The sequence below is a fragment of the Streptomyces narbonensis genome (assembly GCF_014649015.1).
Classification (GTDB): Bacteria; Actinomycetota; Actinomycetes; order Streptomycetales; family Streptomycetaceae; genus Streptomyces; species Streptomyces narbonensis.
The window spans coordinates 132,676-150,752 of sequence record NZ_BMSF01000004.1 but is presented as its reverse complement, the minus strand read 5'-3'; the positions used below and the strand labels follow the sequence as shown (position 1 = coordinate 150,752).

16 protein-coding genes are annotated in these 18,077 nt (G+C 73.0%); 11 read left to right on the top strand and 5 right to left on the bottom strand.

The window, feature by feature from the left end; genetic code table 11:
• Nucleotides 1–18: 18 nt before the first annotated feature.
• The 4 genes from IE124_RS09130 to IE124_RS34735 all read left to right on the top strand — a co-directional run bounded on the left by IE124_RS09130 (nt 19) and on the right by IE124_RS34735 (nt 4,333).
• Complete coding sequence (locus tag IE124_RS09130; RefSeq protein ID WP_189507211.1) at nt 19–1,905, top strand: acetyl/propionyl/methylcrotonyl-CoA carboxylase subunit alpha; 1,887 nt, start codon at nt 19–21, stop codon at nt 1,903–1,905.
• Entirely contained in the window at nt 1,902–3,035 is a 1,134-nt protein-coding gene (locus IE124_RS09125; protein ID WP_189506668.1) for an acyl-CoA dehydrogenase family protein, read from the top strand. The genes IE124_RS09130 and IE124_RS09125 overlap by 4 nt, the downstream gene beginning before the upstream one ends.
• Nucleotides 3,036–3,133: 98 nt before the next feature.
• Nucleotides 3,134–3,583, top strand: coding sequence for a hypothetical protein (locus IE124_RS09120; RefSeq protein WP_189506666.1), 450 nt, complete (start codon nt 3,134–3,136; stop codon nt 3,581–3,583).
• A 90-nt stretch (nt 3,584–3,673) separates the two neighbouring features.
• Nucleotides 3,674–4,333 carry an excalibur calcium-binding domain-containing protein gene (locus IE124_RS34735; RefSeq protein ID WP_229832304.1) on the top strand — a complete coding sequence of 220 codons (660 nt, stop codon included), beginning with the start codon at nt 3,674–3,676 and terminating at the stop codon, nt 4,331–4,333.
• 120 nt (nt 4,334–4,453) lie between these two features.
• On the opposite strand, the gene IE124_RS09110 is transcribed toward IE124_RS34735, so the two are convergent.
• Both IE124_RS09110 and IE124_RS09105 read right to left on the bottom strand, forming a co-directional pair.
• Nucleotides 4,454–6,097: an FG-GAP repeat domain-containing protein gene (locus IE124_RS09110; RefSeq protein ID WP_189506664.1), complete on the bottom strand. Its 1,644-nt coding sequence runs from the start codon at nt 6,095–6,097 to the stop codon at nt 4,454–4,456.
• A 190-nt stretch (nt 6,098–6,287) separates the two neighbouring features.
• Nucleotides 6,288–6,683: a RidA family protein gene (locus tag IE124_RS09105; RefSeq protein WP_189507209.1), complete on the bottom strand. Its 396-nt coding sequence runs from the start codon at nt 6,681–6,683 to the stop codon at nt 6,288–6,290.
• A 108-nt stretch (nt 6,684–6,791) separates the two neighbouring features.
• On the opposite strand from IE124_RS09105, the gene IE124_RS09100 reads away from it, so the two are divergent.
• The 4 genes from IE124_RS09100 to IE124_RS09085 all read left to right on the top strand — a co-directional run bounded on the left by IE124_RS09100 (nt 6,792) and on the right by IE124_RS09085 (nt 10,806).
• A complete protein-coding gene (locus tag IE124_RS09100; RefSeq protein WP_189506662.1) occupies nt 6,792–7,805 on the top strand; it encodes a helix-turn-helix transcriptional regulator in 1,014 nt (337 codons plus the stop codon).
• A 117-nt stretch (nt 7,806–7,922) separates the two neighbouring features.
• The gene (locus IE124_RS09095) at nt 7,923–9,500 is read left to right on the top strand and encodes a 4-coumarate--CoA ligase family protein (RefSeq protein WP_189506660.1); all 1,578 of its coding nucleotides are present in this window, start codon (nt 7,923–7,925) and stop codon (nt 9,498–9,500) included.
• Complete coding sequence (locus IE124_RS09090) at nt 9,497–10,219, top strand: enoyl-CoA hydratase family protein (protein WP_189506658.1); 723 nt, start codon at nt 9,497–9,499, stop codon at nt 10,217–10,219. The genes IE124_RS09095 and IE124_RS09090 overlap by 4 nt, the downstream gene beginning before the upstream one ends.
• The gene (locus tag IE124_RS09085) at nt 10,207–10,806 is read left to right on the top strand and encodes a TetR/AcrR family transcriptional regulator (protein WP_189506656.1); all 600 of its coding nucleotides are present in this window, start codon (nt 10,207–10,209) and stop codon (nt 10,804–10,806) included. The genes IE124_RS09090 and IE124_RS09085 overlap by 13 nt, the downstream gene beginning before the upstream one ends.
• Nucleotides 10,807–10,913: 107 nt before the next feature.
• Here IE124_RS09085 and IE124_RS09080 read toward each other — a convergent pair whose 3' ends face one another.
• The gene (locus IE124_RS09080; protein WP_229832303.1) at nt 10,914–11,957 is read right to left on the bottom strand and encodes a M4 family metallopeptidase; all 1,044 of its coding nucleotides are present in this window, start codon (nt 11,955–11,957) and stop codon (nt 10,914–10,916) included.
• Nucleotides 11,958–12,348: 391 nt separating this feature from the next.
• On the opposite strand from IE124_RS09080, the gene IE124_RS09075 reads away from it, so the two are divergent.
• Nucleotides 12,349–13,464 carry an isopenicillin N synthase family dioxygenase gene (locus IE124_RS09075; RefSeq protein WP_229832301.1) on the top strand — a complete coding sequence of 372 codons (1,116 nt, stop codon included), beginning with the start codon at nt 12,349–12,351 and terminating at the stop codon, nt 13,462–13,464.
• A 77-nt stretch (nt 13,465–13,541) separates the two neighbouring features.
• On the opposite strand, the gene IE124_RS09070 is transcribed toward IE124_RS09075, so the two are convergent.
• Complete coding sequence (locus tag IE124_RS09070) at nt 13,542–14,642, bottom strand: citrate synthase 2 (protein WP_055642003.1); 1,101 nt, start codon at nt 14,640–14,642, stop codon at nt 13,542–13,544.
• A 248-nt stretch (nt 14,643–14,890) separates the two neighbouring features.
• Here IE124_RS09070 and pdxH point away from each other — a divergent pair, with 248 nt between their 5' ends.
• Nucleotides 14,891–15,517 carry a pyridoxamine 5'-phosphate oxidase gene (gene pdxH / locus IE124_RS09065; protein ID WP_229832338.1) on the top strand — a complete coding sequence of 209 codons (627 nt, stop codon included), beginning with the start codon at nt 14,891–14,893 and terminating at the stop codon, nt 15,515–15,517.
• Nucleotides 15,518–15,799: 282 nt separating this feature from the next.
• Here the strand turns inward: pdxH and IE124_RS09060 are convergent, their stop codons facing one another.
• Nucleotides 15,800–16,615: an HNH endonuclease gene (locus IE124_RS09060; RefSeq protein ID WP_268246710.1), complete on the bottom strand. Its 816-nt coding sequence runs from the start codon at nt 16,613–16,615 to the stop codon at nt 15,800–15,802.
• Nucleotides 16,616–16,697: 82 nt separating this feature from the next.
• On the opposite strand from IE124_RS09060, the gene IE124_RS09055 reads away from it, so the two are divergent.
• The gene (locus IE124_RS09055; RefSeq protein ID WP_189506652.1) at nt 16,698–18,029 is read left to right on the top strand and encodes a PAS domain-containing protein; all 1,332 of its coding nucleotides are present in this window, start codon (nt 16,698–16,700) and stop codon (nt 18,027–18,029) included.
• The last annotated feature ends 48 nt before the right edge of the window (nt 18,030–18,077 follow it).

The following is an 18,077-nucleotide window of genomic DNA, read 5'->3' as shown; positions in this document are numbered from 1 at the left end:
CAGATGAGGACGCAGAAGTTGGTCTCGACCGTACTGGTGGCGAACCGCGGCGAGATCGCCTGCCGGGTCTTCCGCACCTGCCGTGAGCTGGGCGTCTCCACCGTCGCCGTGTACTCCGACGCGGACGCCGGCGCCCTGCACGTCCGTGAGGCCGACGCGGCCGTGCGCCTGCCGGGGGCGGCGCCCTCGGAGACGTACCTGCGCGGCGACCTCGTCGTGAAGGCGGCGCTCGCGGCGGGCGCCGACGCCGTCCACCCCGGCTACGGCTTCCTCTCCGAGAACGCCGACTTCGCGCGGGCCGTGACCGACGCGGGCCTCGTCTGGATCGGTCCGCCGCCCGAGGCGATCGAGGCGATGGCCTCGAAGACCCGGGCGAAGGAGCTCCTGGGGATCGCGCCGCTCACGGACGTCACCGAGGCGGACCTGCCCGTCCTGGTGAAGGCGGCGGCCGGCGGCGGCGGCCGGGGCATGCGAGTCGTCCGCGAACTCGCCGCGCTGCCTGAGGAGTTGAAGGCCGCGTCGGCCGAGGCGGCGAGCGCGTTCGGGGACGGCGAGGTCTTCGTCGAGCCGTACGTGGAGAACGGCCGGCACGTCGAGGTTCAGCTCCTCCGCGACACCCACGGCACGTCCTGGGCGCTCGGCACCCGCGACTGCTCCCTCCAGCGCCGCCACCAGAAGGTCATCGAGGAGGCCCCCGCGCCCGGCCTGCCGGCCGAGCTGGAGGCGTCCCTCCTCGACACGGCCGTCCGCGCGGCGGAGGCCGTCGGCTACGTCGGCGCGGGCACGGTCGAGTTCCTGGTGGCGGACGGCCGGGCGCACTTCCTGGAGATGAACACCCGTCTCCAGGTCGAGCACCCGGTGACGGAGGAGGTGTACGGGGTCGACCTGGTCGCCCTCCAACTCGCCGTCGCGCAGGGCGAGGCGCTCCCGCCGGAGCCGCCGGCACCGCGCGGCCACGCGATCGAGGCCCGCCTCTACGCGGAGGACCCGGCCCGGGGCTGGGCGCCCCAGACGGGCGTCCTGCACCGCTTCGAGGTCCCCCGCGAGGGCCGGGTCCGGGTGGACACGGGATACGCCTCCGGGGACGAGGTCGGCATCCACTACGACCCGATGCTCGCGAAGGTCGTCGTCCACGCCGCCACGCGCGCCGAGGCCGCCCGCAAGCTCGCCCACACCCTGGAGCGGACCCGGATCCACGGCCCCGCCACCAACCGGGAGCTGCTCGTCGCGTCCCTGCGCCACCCCGAGTACGCCTCGGTGCGGAGCCTGGACACCGGCTTCTACGAGCGGAACCTCACCGCCCTGACCGCCGCCCCCGAGGGCGCCCGGTATGCCGCCGTGGCCGCCGCCCTCGCCGACGCGAGCGCCAACAGGTGCCGCTTCGGCGGTGGTTGGCGCAACCTCCGCTCCCAGGACGAGACGAGGACGTACGGTGACACCGAGATCCGGTACCGGCCGACCCGCGACGGCGGCTATGAGGTCACCGTGCCCGAGGGGGTGCGGGTGGTGTCGGCCGCGCCCGACCGCGTACGTCTCGAAGTGGACGGCGTGGTAAGGGACTTCGAGGTCGCTGCGTACGGACCGGGAGAGGTCGTCCACGCGGGTCCGCACCGCCTCCTCCCCCGCCCCCGCTTCCCCGACCCCGCGGACCAGCGGGAACCGGGATCGCTGCTCGCCCCCATGCCCGGCACCGTCGTCCGGCTCGCGGACGGCCTCGCCGTCGGCGACCGGGTCGCCGCCGGGCAGCCGCTCCTCTGGCTGGAGGCCATGAAGATGGAGCACCGCGTCACCGCTCCAGCCTCCGGCACGCTCACCGCGCTCCACGCCGCCCCCGGCCGCCAGGTCGAGGTCGGCGCCCTGCTCGCCGTCGTACAGACCGAAGCAACGGAGGAAGACCCCGTATGAGCACCCTCGTCGAGACCGAAGAGCTGTCCGCACTCCGCGCCGCCGTCTCCGCCCTCGGCCACCGCCACGGCCCCGGCTTCGACCGGGCCGCGCTGTGGGCCGAGGCGGGCAAGCTCGGCTACCTGGGCGTGAACCTGCCCGAGGAGTACGGGGGCGGGGGCGGCGGCATGGCCGAGCTGTCGATCGTCCTGGAGGAGGCGGGCGCCGCCGGTGCCCCGCTCCTGATGATGGTCGTCTCGCCCGCGATCTGCGGCACGGTCATCGCCCGCTTCGGCACCGAGGAGCAGAAGCGGGCCTGGCTCCCGGGCCTCGCCGACGGCAGCAAGACGATGGCCTTCGGCATCACGGAACCCGACGCGGGCTCCAACTCGCACCGCATCACGACGACCGCGACCCGCACCGAGGAGGGCTGGGTCCTGAGCGGCCGCAAGGTCTTCGTCTCGGGCGTCGACATCGCCGACGCGACGCTCATCGTGGGCCGCACCTCCGACGCCCGCACCGGCAGCCTCAAGCCCTGTCTCTTCATCGTCCCGCGCGACGCCCCGGGCTTCGGGCGGCGCCACATCGAGATGGAACTCGACGCGAACGAGAAGCAGTTCGAGCTGACCCTCGACGACGTCCACCTGCCCGCCGAGGCGCTCGTCGGCGACGAGGACGCGGGCCTGCTCCAGCTCTTCGCCGGCCTCAACCCGGAGCGGATCATGACGGCGGCCTTCGCCATCGGCATGGGCCGGTACGCCCTCGCCCAGGCCGTGAAGTACGCGAAGGAGCGTCAGGTCTGGAAGGCCCCGATCGGCGCCCACCAGGCCATCGCGCACCCCCTGGCCCAGGCCTACATCGAGCTCGAACTGGCCCGCCTGATGATGGCGAAGGCGGCCCACCTCTACGACGCGGGCGACGACATGGGCGCGGGCGAGGCCGCCAACATGGCGAAGTACGCGGCGGGCGAGGCCTGTGTGCGGGCGGTCGACACCTCGGTCCACACCCTCGGCGGCAACGGCCTCACGAAGGAGTTCGGCCTCGCCCGCCTGGTCACCGCCGCCCGCGTGGCCCGGATCGCCCCGGTCAGCCGGGAGATGATCCTCAACTTCGTCTCGCACCAGACGCTGGGGCTGCCCAAGTCGTACTGAGGTATGACCTCGTATCTGGCTCCACGGTGCGACGCCGGCGGCGCCGTGGGGGCGGGAGAGTCCGGGACGTCAGCACAGCGAGGGTGAGGAGCCCGAAGATGTCCCCGATCGCCAGAACCGTCCGGACCTCCGCCCGCGCGTTCCTCGCCCTCCCGGTGGGCCTGGCAGCGGTCGTGCTGACCCTGACGGGGCAGCGCGACCGGGCCGCCCGCCTGCGGAACCGTGTGGCGCACGACGGGACCCGCGGCACGACCGCGACCGGTGGCCTTGCGGGCGGCCGGGTCCTCGGTCGCGCCGTGCTCGGACTGCCGCTGGACGCGGCGGCCTTCGCCCTGGTCGGGTACGCGCTGTTCAACTCGGTCCGCAACCTCGGCTACCCGATCTGGTACCTGGACACCGACTACCACCAGGCCTGGGGCGGTCCGACGATGGCCGGCGTCTGGACGGTCCACGCCCTCGGCTGGCTGCTGTGCCTGGCCGTGCTCCTGCACTGGCCGGTGCGCTGGCTGGCCCGCGGCCAGGCCGCGTTGGACCGACGTCTCAGCTAGGTCAATCCCGCCTCCGGTTGTGAAGGCCGCGTGTACGATCCCTCCATTTCGCTCACACTCCGAGCGTCATGAGCCAGGGGAGAGATGCGCATGTACCAGCAGCCCAACCCGTACCAGAGCCCTCCCCCGTGGGTGCCGCCGCGTCGCTGGTGGCAGCATCCCGCGCTGGTCATCACCCTGTTGGTGCTCTTCCCGCCGGCCGGCATAGCCCTGGCCTGGCTGAGCCGCTGGACCAGCCGGACCAAGATCGTGGCCACGGTCCTCTCGGCCCTCTGGTTCATCGTCGCGCTCGCCGTCGACGACCCTGAGCAGAACGGCACGGACGACCCGAAGCCCACCACGACGGCCACGGCCCCCGCGACGCCGACACCCACCGAGCCCAGCCCCACCCCGACCACCGAGTCCCCGTCCCCGACCACCGAGGCACCCACCGAGGCACCCACGCCGACCACCGAGGCGCCCACCCCGTCGCCGACGCCCACCGCCGCCGAGCCCACCCCGGAGCCGACCACCGCCCCGCCCCGGACGTCCGCCCCCACCCGCACCCCCGCGCCGGCCCCCACGACCCGGGAGCCCGAGCCCGAGCCCGAGCCGGAGCCCACGCAGACCACCGAAGACGCCCCCGCCCCCGTCTCCTACAGCAACTGCTCCGAAGTCCGCGCCGCCGGCGCCGCCCCCATCTATGCCGGACAGCCCGGCTACAGCCGACGCCTCGACCGCGACGGCGACGGGGTCGCCTGCGAGAACTGACGTGCGGCGAGCGGTCGGTGGGGGATCGCCCGAGTGATCTCCAGGGCGTGCGACGACGTCTCGCACCGGACGCCGGGGCTGCCCAGGTCGTACTGACCGGGGCAGCCCGCCGCGACCACGTCAGCTGACGTGGTCGTACTTCCAGCCCGAGGCGATCTTGACGCGCGGGGCGAACGTGGAGGCGCCGCCGAGGCCGGTGGCCGTGTAGCGGTAGACGTCGCCGCTGGTCGTGACGGCGACCAGGTCGGCCCGCCCGTCGCCGGTCATGTCGCCCGGCGCGACCAGGTGCGCGTACCCGTCCCAGCCGGAGCCGATCAGGACTCGCGGAGCGAACGGCGCGGTGGGCGAGTCGGTGCCCGGGTGCACGTACAGGCGGTTGTCGTACCGGGAGATCAGGTCGGCCCGTCCGTCGCCGGTGACGTCCCCGGCGCCGACCATCCGGTCCACCTTCCAGCCCGTGCCGATCCGCACGCCCGCGCCGAGGCGGGTCGGCGTCTCGTTCTTCAGACCCGGGTAGAGGAACACGCCGCCCCACATGTCCAGGCCGATGACGTCCGTCGGTCCGTCCCCGGTGACGTCGCCGATCGAGATCCGCGCCGCGTAGTCACGGAAGGCCGGGCTGCTGGAGATCATGTAGCCGTCGTCACCCCACAGGCCGGCGTTGTTGGCGGTCAGCAGGGTGGCCCGGTCGTTCCTGTTCATCGCGTGCACGCTGGACATGCCCCAGTGGTAGGCGTACTCCCCGATCGCGCCGAACTGCTTGCGCGCGGTGAACGTGCCGTTGGAGAGCGTCCCGTACGTGTAGGCGGTGCCTGCGGGGTCGACGGCGAACAGACCGTGCTTGCCGTAGGCCGGTACACCGCCCTGGCCGAGGTAGTACGACAGGTTCTGGCCGCCGCCGCCGTAGTACGTCCGCGTCGCGAACCGGCCGCCACCGGAGGAGAGGTAGCGGTAGAACGAGCCGCTGGGGGTGCGGGCCAGGAGGTCGGCCCGGCCGTCGCTGTCGAGGTCGTCGGCGCCGATGATCTGGTTGTAGACCTGCCAGCCGCCGCCGATCCTGACACGGGGCTTGAACGGGACGGTGGCGGAGCCGGTGCCCTTGTAGAAGTAGAGGTCGCCGACGGGCGTCCGGGCGACCAGGTCGGCGATGGCGTCGCCGTCGACGTCGTTGGTGCCGACGAGCTGGTCGTAGGCCTGCCAGCCCTCGCCGACCTTGACGCGGGTCTTGAACGGTCCACCGTTGTAGACGGTGCCGCGGCCGGCGTACAGGTAGAGCGTGCCGGACGGGGTCCGGGCCAGCAGGTCCTGGAAGCCGTCCTTGGTGAGGTCGCCGGGGGCGAGGACCTTGTTGTAGATGTGCCAGCCGTAGCCCTGCCAGACGGCGCCGGGTTCGGTGGCCGTGGGGCTCTTGGCGGCGTGCAGCACGAGCGTGCCGTCGGAGCGGAGGGTCAGGAGTTCGGTTGCCTCGGTGCCCCAGAGGTTGTCCGCCGCCAGGATCTCCGTGCCGACGCTGCCGTCGAGGTCGTCGTTGCCGATCGTGAACGGCGCACTGGTGCCCGTCTTCGACAGGGAGACCGTCAGCTTGCCGGTGGTCGCCGACCGGTAGACCCGGTCACTGCGGCCGTCGCCGTCCCGGTCGAAGCGGGGCTTCGCGGGGGTCGCGGCGGGGGCCGCGTCCGCCGGCGTTGACGTGGGGCCGACGGACAGCAGACCCACGCCGAGCGCGAGGGCCACGCAGGCCGCGAGGCGGCGCGTGTGGAGCAAGGTTTCTCCTGGAACGGACGAGAGAAGAGGATCGGGAGCGTCCGGATCCTAGAGTCCGCGGGAAGCGGAAAAGAAGATCTCCCGCGTACAACCTTTCCCGGGCCCGGCCGCGCACGCGCCTGGCGGCTCGCGTGAGCCCGGCCGCACGTGCCCGGCCGGGCGTCAGGGAGTCGGGCGGCACTTTCGTCCGCTAGCCGACGGCCGTTCCCTCCAGTTCGACCAACTGCCCGGGAATCGCCAGCCGGACGACGCCGAGCATCGTGGTCGCCGGAGCCACGCCGGCGGCGCCCAGACGGCCCGCGAGCACGCCGTAGTGCGGGAAGAGCGCGTCGACGTCGGTCGTGTAGACGTTGAGACGGACGAGGTTCGCGAGGGTCATGCCCGCCTCGCCGAGCACCGCCTCCAGGTTCTCGACGCTCAGGGCCAACTGCGCTGCCATGTCGCCCTCGTGCAGCGGCTTGCCCTCGGCGCTCATCGCGGTCTGCCCGGAGACGTACAGGGTCCGGGTGTGCCCGGAGACGAGCTCGCCCTGGTTGAAGCCCATCTCCAGGGACCACGTCACCGGGTTGATCGCCGTTCGCTCCATCGCCATGTCGACTCCAGTCGGTTCGTCGGTTCTTCGTTCCTTGCTTCTGCGATGAGCCTTCCAACGAATCACGACACCCTCCGTCATGTATTCCGTTAGCGTTCCCGCATGCGCGCCGACCGGCTGGTCTCCCTGGTGCTCCTGCTGCGCCGGCACGGCCGGCTGACCGCGGACACGCTCGCCCGCGAGCTGGAGGTGTCCACCCGCACGGTGCTGCGCGACATCGAGGCGCTGTCCGTGGCGGGCGTGCCGGTCTACGCCGAGCGCGGGCGGCACGGGGGCTTCTCGCTGCTGCCCGGCTTCCGGACCGAGCTCACCGGGCTGAACCACGACGAGGCCCTCGCCCTGCTGACCGCCGGGCCCGGGCGCGGTGAGCAGGTGCTCGGCCTCGGCCCGGCACTCGCCTCAGCCGTACGGAAGGTCGTCGACGCGCTGCCCGAGGGTCGGCTGGCCACCGCGAGCGACGCCGCCCAGCGCTTCCTCGTCGACCCGGAGACCGATCTGCTCTCTCGGCGGCCGGTCACCGACGAGCTTCCCGGCGCCGTCATGACCGAGGTCCGGCGCGCCGTGCTCGCCGGGCACAAGCTGCGCATCCGGTACGCGGCCACGGGCGAGGCGGCGCGCTGGCGCACGGTGGACCCGATCGGTCTCGTCACCGTCCGGGAGCGGGGCTACCTGCTGGCCACGAGGGAGGGCGAGGACCGCACGTACCGGCTGTCGCGGGTGGCGGCGGCCGAGGAGCTCCCCGAAGCTGCCGCGCGGCCGGACGGGGTCGATCTGGACCGGCTCTGGCGGGAGCGCTCCGCGCGGTTCCTCTCCGACGGTCACATCACCGTGCTGGTGCGGGTCGACCCGGCGCGCCGGGAGGACCTGCTGGACACCGCGGTGGCCGTCCGCGCGGAGGAACCCGACGAGGACGGCCGGCTGCGCCTGGAGCTGACCTACCAGGACGCGTGGCATGCCGAATGGGCGCTGTGGCAGCTCGGCACGGACGTGGAGGCCCTGGCCCCGCGGTCGTTGCGGACGGCGCTGCGCGAGAGGGCCGCCGCGATCGTCGCCCGTTACGAGGACGCCCCCCGAGGCGGAGGGGACGGGCCCGCCCGGCGTCGCCCCTCCCAATAATCATGCATGCATGCTTGATTGTTTCGGCGGAGTGCTGACAAGGTCTCCCCAAGTCGTACCGACACGCGCGATCCTGGCGACCACCTTCCACCTCTCCCACCTCTCCAGGGGGCTTGCATGGTGTTCCACAGCGAGTACGAGGCCGTTCCCACCGTCTCCCTGCCGATCCACGACGCGGTGCTCGGCCGCGCGGCCGAGTGGGGCGACACCCCCGCACTGGTCGACGGCACAGGGGAGTTCACCCTCACGTACGGGCAGGTCGACGCCTTCCACCGGCGGGTCGCCGCCGGGCTCGCCGAGGCCGGTGTGCAGAAGGGGGACGTGCTCGCGCTGCACAGCCCCAACACCGTGCTCTTCCCCGTCGCGTTCTACGCCGCCACCCGCGCCGGCGCCTCCGTCACCACCGTCCACCCGCTCGCCACGCCCGAGGAGTTCGCCAAGCAGCTCCGCGACTCCTCCGCGCGCTGGATCGTCACCGTCTCCCCGCTGCTCCCGACGGCCCGCGCCGCGGCCGAACTCGCAGGCGGCGTCGAGGAGATATTCGTCTGCGACCAGGCCCCGGAGGGCGAGGGCATACGCTCGCTCCAGTCCTTCCTGGCCTCCACCGGACCCGTCCCGGAGCCGCCGATCGACCCCGACGAGGACGTGGCGGCCCTGCCGTACTCCTCCGGCACCACCGGCGTCCCCAAGGGCGTGATGCTCACGCACACCTCGATCGCCACCAACCTGACGCAGCTGGCCCCGCTGGTCCCGATGGGCCCCGGTGACCGAATTCTGGCCGTACTTCCCTTTTTTCACATCTACGGCTTGACGGCTCTCATGAACGCCCCGCTCCGCCACGGCGCCACCGTCGTCGTCCTGCCCCGTTTCGACCTCGACACCTTCCTCGGGGCCATCCAGAAGCACCGCATCAACGGCCTGTACGTCGCCCCGCCGATCATCCTGGCCCTGGCCAAGCACCCGGCCGTCGCCGACTACGACCTGTCGTCCCTGAAGTACATCGTCAGCTCAGCCGCCCCGCTCGACGCGGCCCTCGCCGAGGCCTGCTCGGCCCGGCTCGGGCTGCCGCCGGTCCGCCAGGCGTACGGCATGACGGAGCTCTCCCCGGGCACCCACGTCACCCCGCTCGACGTCCCGAGCCCCCCGCCCGGCACCGTCGGCAAGCTGCTGCCCTCCACCGAGCTGCGGATCCTCTCGCTCGACGACCCCGCGAAGGACGCGGCGCCCGGCGAGGCCGGCGAGGTCGCCATCCGGGGGCCGCAGGTCATGAAGGGGTACCTGGGGCGGCCCGACGCCACCGCCGCCATGATCGACGACGAAGGCTGGGTCCACACCGGCGACATCGGGAGGGTCGACGCCGACGGCTGGCTGTTCGTCGTCGACCGGGTCAAGGAGCTCATCAAGTACAAGGGCTTCCAGGTCGCCCCCGCCGAACTCGAAGCGCTCCTCCTCACCCACGAAGGCGTCGCCGACGCCGCCGTCATCGGCGTCACCGACGCCGAGGGCACCGAGACCCCCAAGGCCTTCGTCGTACGCCAGCCCTCGGCGCCTGGCCTGACCGCCGAGGACGTCATGGCGCACGTCGCGGCCCGGGTCGCCCCGTACAAGAAGGTCCGCGGCGTGGAGTTCGTCGACAGCATCCCGCGGGCGGTGTCCGGCAAGATCCTCCGCCGAGAATTGAGGAACCGCGCATGACCCTGCTCGACATCACCGAGGAGCGGGGCGTCACCACCCTCGCCCTCGACTCCCCGGCCACCCGCAACGCCCTCTCCACCCACCTCGTCACCGAACTCGCCGACGCCCTCACCGCCTGCGGCAAGGACCCGGCGGTCCGGGCGGTGGTCCTCACCCACACCGGCGGCACGTTCAGCGCGGGCGCCGACCTGAAGGCCCCGCCCAGCCCGTACGCCTTCGTGGACCTGCTCCGCCAGCTCGTCGAGCTGCCGAAACCGGTCGTCGGCCACGTCACCGGGCACGTCCGGGCCGGCGGACTCGGCCTCCTCGGGGCCTGCGACGTCGTGGTGGCGGGGGAGACGGCGGACTTCGCACTCACCGAGGTGCGCATCGGGGTCGCGCCCGCCGTCATCTCCCTCACCCTCCTCCCGAAGCTCGACCAGCGCGCGGCGGCCCGCTACTACCTGACGGGGGAGCGGTTCGGAGTGCCGGAGGCCGTCGCGATGGGCCTCGTCACGGCCGGGGCCGAGGCCCTCCCGGGCATCCTCGACGCCCTCCGCGCGGGCTCCCCGCAGGGCCTCCGGGAGGCGAAAAGGCTGGTCACCGCTAGAGTCCTGGAGACCTTCGAACGCGACGCGGAGGAGCTGGTGCAGAGGTCGGCCACACTCTTCGCCTCCGCCGAGGCGCGCGAAGGGATGACGGCCTTCCTCGAACGACGGGACCCCGAATGGCGGCTCTGACCGCGCCCAAGCCGGACCGGAACCCCAAGCAGGACAGGAGCCGCGCCACCCGGCAGCGGCTCCTGGAGGCCGCGGTGGCCTGCCTGGCCGAGCACGGCTGGGCGGGTTCCACGGTCGCCGTCGTCGCCGAACGGGCCGGCGTCTCCCGGGGCGCGGCCCAGCACCACTTCCCGACCCGCGAGGACCTCTTCACGGCGGCCGTCGAGTACGTCGCCGAGGAACGCTCGCAGGCCCTGCGGACCCTCCGTACGGACAACCGCGAGCAGGCCGTCGAGGCCCTCGTCGGCCTCTTCACCGGGCCCCTCTTCCGGGCCGCGCTCCACCTCTGGGTCGCGGCCTCCGACGAGGCCCAGCTCCGGGAGCGGGTCACCGAACTGGAGGCCCGGGTCGGCCGGGAGTCCCACCGGATCGCCGTCGAGGTCCTGGGCGCCGACGAGTCCCGCCCGGGCGTCCGCGAGACGGTCCAGGGCTTGCTGGACATGGCCCGCGGCCTGGGCCTCGCCACCCTCCTGACGGACGACCGCGCCCGCCGGGAACGGGTGGTGGCCCAGTGGGCGCGGCTGGTGAACGAGGCGCTGAGCGAGTAGGGCGTGTCCGGACGCCCGGGAACAGGCGTCCGGGGGCGCGCCGAATACCCGACCCGGGTTCACGCCGACTACCCGGGAAAAAGACGTCCGGGATCAGACGTCCGGGATCAGACCCCCGGGATCGCGCGCGCCCGGAAGGCGTTCCGTACCGCGTCCGCCGCGCCCTTGCCGTACATCCGCTCCGCCGTCGCGATCGTCGTCTTCGCCGCGGCCTCGAAGCTCGTGTCGGCGGCGAAGCCGAACTGGGCGTTGACGATGATCCGGTCGGCGGTCCGGGCGCCGAGCGAGGTGCGGATGTCGAGGAGCGCCCGCGACCAGATCTCGCCGTCGGCGTGGACCTCGCCCTCGCGCTCCGCGTACGTCTTCGTCCCGTCGATCCGGCGCAGGCAGTGCGGCGCCTCGCTGTAGCCGGTCGCGTCCCAGTCGGCCACGCAGGCCGCGTCGGCCTTCAGCGGCCAGCCGTACTTCGCGGCCGCGTGAGTGCCGACCGCGACGGCGAGGTAGTCGCCGAAGGCCTCGCCGATCGCGCCGGACTCGGCGTTCGTGCCGAAGCCGGGGACCTGGGCGTCGTGCACGGCGTGGCCGTACTCGTGGACGATGACGTCCGCGTCCTCGGCGTCGTCGACGCCGCCCTTGCCGAAGCGGATCTCGTCCTTCTTGTCGGTGAAGAAGGAGTTGTCGGCGCCCCACTGGTTGAGCCGGACCGGCTGCACCCGGTCGTTCGCCCCGGGCAGCTCGGTGCCGAAGCCGAGGCCCTGGAGGTACTCCTGCGCCTCGTTGACCCAGAAGTACGCCATGACCTGCTCGAACTGGTCCTGGGAGCGGTCGTACGAGGAGGCGTCGGCGACCTTGGCCGGCTTGCCCGTCTCGGAGCGGACGACCGCCCACTTCCCGGACAGACCGCCGCTCGCGTCGAGGTTCCGGAGCGTGACGGTGGCGTAGGCGGAGGCGGGCACGTCGCTCGCCGCGTCCTTGTGGTCCGCGAGGGACTGGTCGCCGGAGGACTGCACCGGGTTCACCATGAAGACCCGGGCCTGCGGCAGCGCGGCCGCGACGGCCCCCGTGGACGGGAGCAGGGCGGCGGCGGCCGTGCCGGCGACGGCGGCCGCGGCGACCAGGCCGCGCGAGGTACGGCGGGTGCGGCGGGTCATGGACATCCTCCTGCGATGGGCTGCTGCGACGGGAAGCTTGGCATGCGCGTGACACGCGTGGCGGCGATCTTCGCGCACGGCCACCGTTTTGGCCAGAGCCAGGGACCGGGACGTTCCGGTGACGCGGACGTGACGCGGACCACATCGCGTCGGGGCCCTCCGCAGTACGCTGTTCGCATGCCTTCGCTCGTACGCCGTCGCCACGTGGACTTCGTCCGCGTCACGAGCATGAGCTGTCGCCGCTCCGCCTGACCCCCTGACCTCCGGGCGCCACACCCCGCCCCCGGGTCCCCGGGTCCCTCGTTCAGAGCCCAAGACCGATCGGCACCCGTGGCCCCCGCCCCACCCCCGGCGGCCGCCCGGGCACCCCGTACACCCCGCGGACGCACCCATGAATCGCAGCTCGTACTCCCTCCCGCAGTCGACCCGCAGCGCGCGCTCCCACGAGCCGGTGGACGGCTCGAAGATCCACCCCTCGTACGCCTCGCAGCTCCCGATCGTCGACCTCTCCGCGGCGGACCGGGGCCCCCAGGCCCGCCGCCTGCTCCACGCCCAGCTGCACTCCGCGGCCCACGACGTCGGCTTCTTCCAGCTCGTCGGGCACGGCGTGACCGAGGCCGAGACGCAGGCCCTCACCGCCGCCATGCGCGCCTTCTTCGCACTGCCCGAGGCAGACCGGCTCGCCCTCGACAACATCAACTCGCCGCACTTCCGCGGCTACACCCGCATCGGCGACGAGCGCACAGCCGGCGCCCGCGACTGGCGCGACCAGCTCGACATCGGCGCCGAGCGCCCCGCGCACGCCCCCGCGCCCTGGGAAGCCCCGTACTGGTGGCTCGAAGGCCCCAACCAGTGGCCGGAGGCGCTCCCCGAGCTGCGGACCGCCGCCCTGCACTGGATCGACCGGCTCAGCGGCGTCGCCCAGCGGCTCCTGCACGAGCTGCTGACCTCGATCGGCGCGCCCGCGGACTTCTACGACGACATCTTCGGCCCGCGCGCCCATCCGCACCTCAAGCTGGTGCGCTACCCGGGCAGCAGCGGCGAGGGCGACGACCAGGGCGTCGGCGCGCACAAGGACTACGGCTTCCTGACGCTGCTGCTGCAGGACCAGGTCGGCGGGCTCCAGGTCCAGCGGGAGGACGGCGAGTTCCACGACGTGCCGCCGCTGCCGGGCGCCTTCGTCGTCAACCTCGGCGAACTCCTCGAAGTGGCCACGGACGGCTACCTGATCGCGACGAACCACCGCGTGGTGTCCCCGCCCGGGGCGACGGAGCGCTACTCCGTGCCGTTCTTCTACAACCCCCGCCTGGACGCCCGGATCGCGCCGCTGACCTTCCCGTACGCCTCCGGGGCCCCGGGCATCACGGCGGACCCGGCGAACCCGCTGTTCGCCGAGTACGGCCGGAACGAACTGAAGGGCAAGCTCCGGGCCCACCCGCTGGTGGCGGCCCGCCACCACGCGGACCTGCTGCTGCACCCGGAGACGTACCCGGCGATGGCGTCGTAACCGACTTCTTGGAGTCAGCCGCCTCAGCCGCCTCAGCCGCCTCAGCCGCCTCAGCCGCCTCAGCCGCCTCAGCCGCCTCAGCCGACGATGTCGGCGTACCCCTCGATCTCGCGCGGGTCCCGCTGGCCGGGACCCGTGTAGCGGGCCGACGGGCGCACGAGCCGCCCGGTCCGCTTCTGCTCCAGGATGTGCGCCGACCAGCCGGCCGTACGGGCGCAGCTGAACATCGACGTGAACATGTGCGCCGGGACCTCGGCGAAGTCGAGGACGATGGCCGCCCAGAACTCGACGTTCGTCGCCAGGATCCGGTCGGGGCGGCGGTTGTGCAGCTCCTCCAGGGCGGCCTTCTCCAGTGCGGCGGCCACCTCGTAGCGCGGGGCGTCCAGCTCCTTGGCGGTGCGGCGCAGGACGCGGGCGCGCGGGTCCTCGGCGCGGTAGACGCGGTGGCCGAAGCCCATGAGCCGCTCGCCCTTGTCGAGGGCCTGCTTCACCCACGCGGTGGCGTCGCCGGTCCGCTCGATCTCCTCGATCATGCCGAGGACGCGGGAGGGCGCGCCGCCGTGGAGCGGGCCGGACATGGCGCCGACGGCGCCGGAGAGCGCGGCTGCCACGTCGGCGCCGGTGGAGGCGATGACGCGGGCGGTGAAGGTGGACGCGTTCATGCCGTGCTCGGCGGCGGAGGTCCAGTAGGCGTCGACGGCCTTGACGTGCTTCGGGTCCGGCTCGCCGCGCCAGCGGATCATGAACCGCTCGACGACGGACTGCGCCTTGTCGATCTCGCTCTGCGGGACCATCGGCATGCCCTGGCCGCGCGCGGACTGGGCGACGTACGAGAGGGCCATGACGGCCGCGCGGGCGAGGTCGTCGCGGGCCTGCTCGACGGAGATGTCGAGGAGCGGCTTGAGACCCCACACGGGCGCGAGCATCGCGAGCGCGGACTGTACGTCGACCCGGATGTCGCCGGAGTGCACCGGGATCGGGAAGGGCTCGGCCGCCGGCAGGCCCGGGTTGAAGGCGCCGTCGACCAGCAGGCCCCAGACGTTGCCGAACGAGACGTGGCCGACGAGGTCCTCGATGTCGACGCCTCGGTAGCGAAGGGCGCCGCCCTCCTTGTCGGGTTCGGCGATCTCCGTCTCGAACGCGACGACTCCCTCGAGCCCGGGTACGAAGTCGGACATCAGGCGGCTCCTCTATCGATGATCGATCAACCGTGCGCTGGTCGATGGTGGAGAATCAACAGTCATCCAGCCCAAGAGTCTGTACGGTTCCGATGATGCGGGGAAGCGTGACATCCGGCACACTGCGCCGATTCGGCGAGTAAGGATTAGGGCCCGGGTGCGCCGGGCAGGCTCAGGTGCTGCGGCAGGATGGCCTCGTGACCGATCCCGTGACCGACGCCGTGACCGACGCCCTGGATCCCGCCGACATGCGCGAGCAGTACCGCACCACGGAGCTGACCGTGGCCGACCTCGCGCCCGAGCCGATCGCGCAGTTCTCCCGCTGGTTCAAGGAGACAGCGGAGAACCCGGCGATCCACGAGCCGAACGCGATGGTCGTCTCCACCGCGACCCCCGACGGCCGCCCGTCCTCCCGGACCGTCCTGCTGAAGCACTACGACGGGGCCGGCTTCGTCTTCTTCACCAACTACAGCTCCCGCAAGGGCGAGGAGCTGGCCGCCAACCCGCACGTCTCGCTGCTCTTCCCGTGGCACCCGCTGGCCCGCCAGGTCATCGTCACGGGCCGCGCGGTCCGCACCGGCCGCGACGAGACGGTCGCCTACTTCCGCACCCGCCCGCACGGCTCCCAGCTCGGCGCCTGGGCGAGCCACCAGTCCTCGGTGATCGCCTCCCGCGAGGAGCTCCTCGCCCGCTACGAGGAACTGGAGACCCGCTACCCCGAGGGCGAGCAGGTCCCGGTCCCGCCGGAGTGGGGCGGCGTGCGGGTGGTCCCGGACGCGATCGAGTTCTGGCAGGGCCACGAGAACCGGCTCCACGACCGCCTCCGCTACGTCCGCGACGGCGAGTCCTGGCGAGTGGAGCGCCTGGCCCCCTGAGCGCCCGACGCCGGAGCCACGGAAGGCCGGGAAAACGCAGACGACCGTGAGTCTGGTCCCGTCCGCCTAGGTTCGGACGGGAGCCGGCCGGACTTACCGGCGACTCACGGTCGGGTGACTGCGTTGTTCTTCGACAGACAGGCCTGCCGAGGTGCACAGAGTGCGACTGGCAGGCCTTTAGCCCGCAGTCACCTCGCTGGTCCGGTAAGAAATCACTTCCGGATCACCTCCTTTCATGCGTGACTCCCACGTTACGAACTCCCCCCGAAGCGCTCAACCGATTTATTCGGCTTCCTCGCGCCGGGCGTATGCGAACCCGTCGGCCCGCTGGAGCAGGCGCAGGTTCTCGTGGGACGCGTTGAACCGGCCGAGGGGTGTGGCGACGCTGTGCCGGCCCGTGCTGCGGACCGAGATCCGACCGGTCCAGACTCCTGTCCAGCGACCCTTCGGCACGGTGGCCCGTACGAGATCGCCGCTCGCGAAACCCTGGTGCCGCTTCCGGCGCGGGCGCACCAGCCGAGGAAAGCCGTAGCGGTCCGGCGTGGTGCGGGCGTAGGAACCGCGACCCGTGGCCGCGAAGACGTACACGGGGGTGGCGACGCGGACGACGGTGTCTCCGACGCCGGGATCCATCGGTCCCACGCAGAGCGCGTCGAGGGTGTGGGACTTCGCCAGTCCCGCGGCCGCTCGATTCGCCGAGGTCAGGGACGCGGGCCAGCGGCGCACCGGAAGGCCCGTCTCTTCGAGGAGCAGGAGGAGCCGCGCCTTCGTTGCGTTCATGGCGGCCGAGTCGGCGAGGGGCGATCGCAGTCGGCTCAGGACACCGGCCAGGTGTTCGGGCCGGTGGGCCAGGAACTCCTCGACGGGGCGGGCTGCCTTGGCCTGATTGCAGGGCACGCACGCGAGGAGGAGGTTGGCGGGACGGTCGGTGCCACCGCGGGCTCGGGGCCGAATGTGGTCGACGTCGAGTGGGACGCCGGACGCCCCGGCGACCCGCCCCCGAGAAGTGTTGGTGTGATCTGAGTCACACGAATGCGGAATGGGTGCGCCGCGCCGGGGGGGGGGGCGTGCTTGGCAGCCCCCCCCACGTCGCCTCAACCCATTTATTGAATTCGCGGGAACGGGGTGTGCCCTGCGTCACGTTTCCAGTTGAATGGTGCGCAGCATGGGGGGTACCGGGATGAGTGCTTTCACGGGGGCCGCGAGCGAGACCGCTTCGGTACCGGGAGCCGGGGCCGATCTGTTGGCCGCGCTGCTCGACGGGATGGACGCGGCGCTGTGTGCCCTGGACGCCGACGGGACGATCACACACTGGAACCGTGAGGCCGAGCGGATCCTCGGGTGGTCCTCCGCGGAGGCCGTCGGGCGGCGCGGGTTCGGCGGGTGGGCGGCGCGGGGCGCGGATGCCGAGGAGACCCTCGGGCGGCTGATGGGGGCCATGAAGGGCCCCGGCCGGCAGGTCCACGAGCTGGCGCTGCTGCGCAAGGACGGCGGGCGGGTGCTCGTGCGGAGCCAGGCCGCCGGGGTGCGCGGCGCCGACGGCGGTCCGGCGGGCGTCTACTGCGCCTTCAGCGAGGTGCACGTACAGCTCGATCTGGAGCGCTCGGTGGCGCTGAGCGAGGCCCTCTTCGAGGACGCCTCCTGGGGTGTCGTCCTCGTCGACGCCGACCTGCGCCCCGCCGTCGTCAACGGCCACGCCGCCCGCGCCTTCGGGACGGGTCGTACGTCCCTGCTCGGGCGCCCGCTCGGCGATGTCGTCGTGCACGGCGCGGAGGAGCTGGAGGGCGCGCTCCAGCACGTCCTGGCGGAGGGCACGCCGCCCGCGCCCGCCGAGGTGTGGGTGACGCTGCGGACTTCGGAGGGCGAGCGGCGCCGGTGCTGGCGCAGCGGCTTCCTGCGGCTCTCCTCGCCGATGGCGGAGGAGCCGGTGCCGCTGGGGGTGGCCTGGCTGTTCCAGGACGTGACGGAGGAGCGGCTCGCGGTGCGCGAGGCGGACCGGCTGCGGTTCCGGTGGAGCCAGCTGCACCGGGCGGGCGCGGCGGCCGCGGAGTGCGAGGACCCGGAGGAGGCGGTGACGGTCCTGCTCGACTTCGCCCTGGCCGGATTCGCGGACCACGCCCTGGTCGACCGGGTCGTGGGCGACCGTCGGCTGACCCGCGCCCTGGCCACCCCGCCCGGCGCCCCCGGCCCGTCCTCCCCGGTCGTGGGCGGTGGCATCCCGCTGCGGTACGGGCCGCGGCACCCGGCGCTCCAGGCCTGGGACCGGTCGGGCGCGGTGCGGGCGAGCGCGGGCCGGACCGCCGAGGTGTGGGCGGAGGCGCACCAGTGGCCCGGGGGCGCGGCGCACGCGCTGTGCGTGGTGCTGCGCACCCGGGGCCGGACGCTGGGCGTGCTGACGTTCCTGCGGGCGGCCTGCCGTCCGGGCTTCGAGCGGGAGGACGTGGTGTACGCGGAGACGGTGGCGTCCCGGGTCGCGGCGGAGCTCGGCGCCGGCGTCGCCATGGAGGAGTGACGGCGGGACGCCCCGCCCTGCCGGAGGGGTGGCGGCGGACGCCCCGCC